This is a genomic window from Aquimarina sp. AWH4_224 (assembly GCF_056160245.1).
The window spans coordinates 1-454 of sequence record NZ_JBSWWU010000054.1 but is presented as its reverse complement, the minus strand read 5'-3'; the positions used below and the strand labels follow the sequence as shown (position 1 = coordinate 454).

1 protein-coding gene is annotated in these 454 nt (G+C 32.2%); it reads right to left on the bottom strand.

Features of this window, described 5'->3' with window-relative positions:
* Positions 1 to 62: 62 nt before the first annotated feature.
* On the bottom strand, positions 63 to 454 hold a 392-nt coding region (locus ACXAGJ_RS24660), incomplete at its 5' end, for a glycosyltransferase family protein (protein WP_474843849.1).

Below are 454 nucleotides of genomic sequence, written 5' to 3'. Positions count from 1 at the left end.
GGTATATTTTATGCGTACTTGGTATTATTTTTTTAATGCTTGATATAGAGTTTTGATAGTAGTTATTTTACCATATTGTAATTCAGTTTTAATTTTACAGTTTCTGTTATTTTCTTACTAGTTGTACTGATTTTAAGGTAGCTTATCCATATTGCTAACAGGTTGATAGGGATCAGGAAAGAGTCTTTTAGTGTTATTTTAGATCCTTCTACCTCGATCCAGCTATCTAGTGGTTCTTCGCTAATGCAGTTCAACAGATCTTTAAGTCCGATATGCTTTTTCAATCTCAAGAAGATTTCGATATCAAATAGCCATCTGCTGATAAATCTTTGGCTGTATACATTCTCTATGATGCTTTTCTTGAATACTTTGGCACCACATTGTGTGTCTTTGATAGGTAGTTGCAGGATATGTCTGATAAAGAATCCTACAAAGTTTGATAACAAGTTTCTAA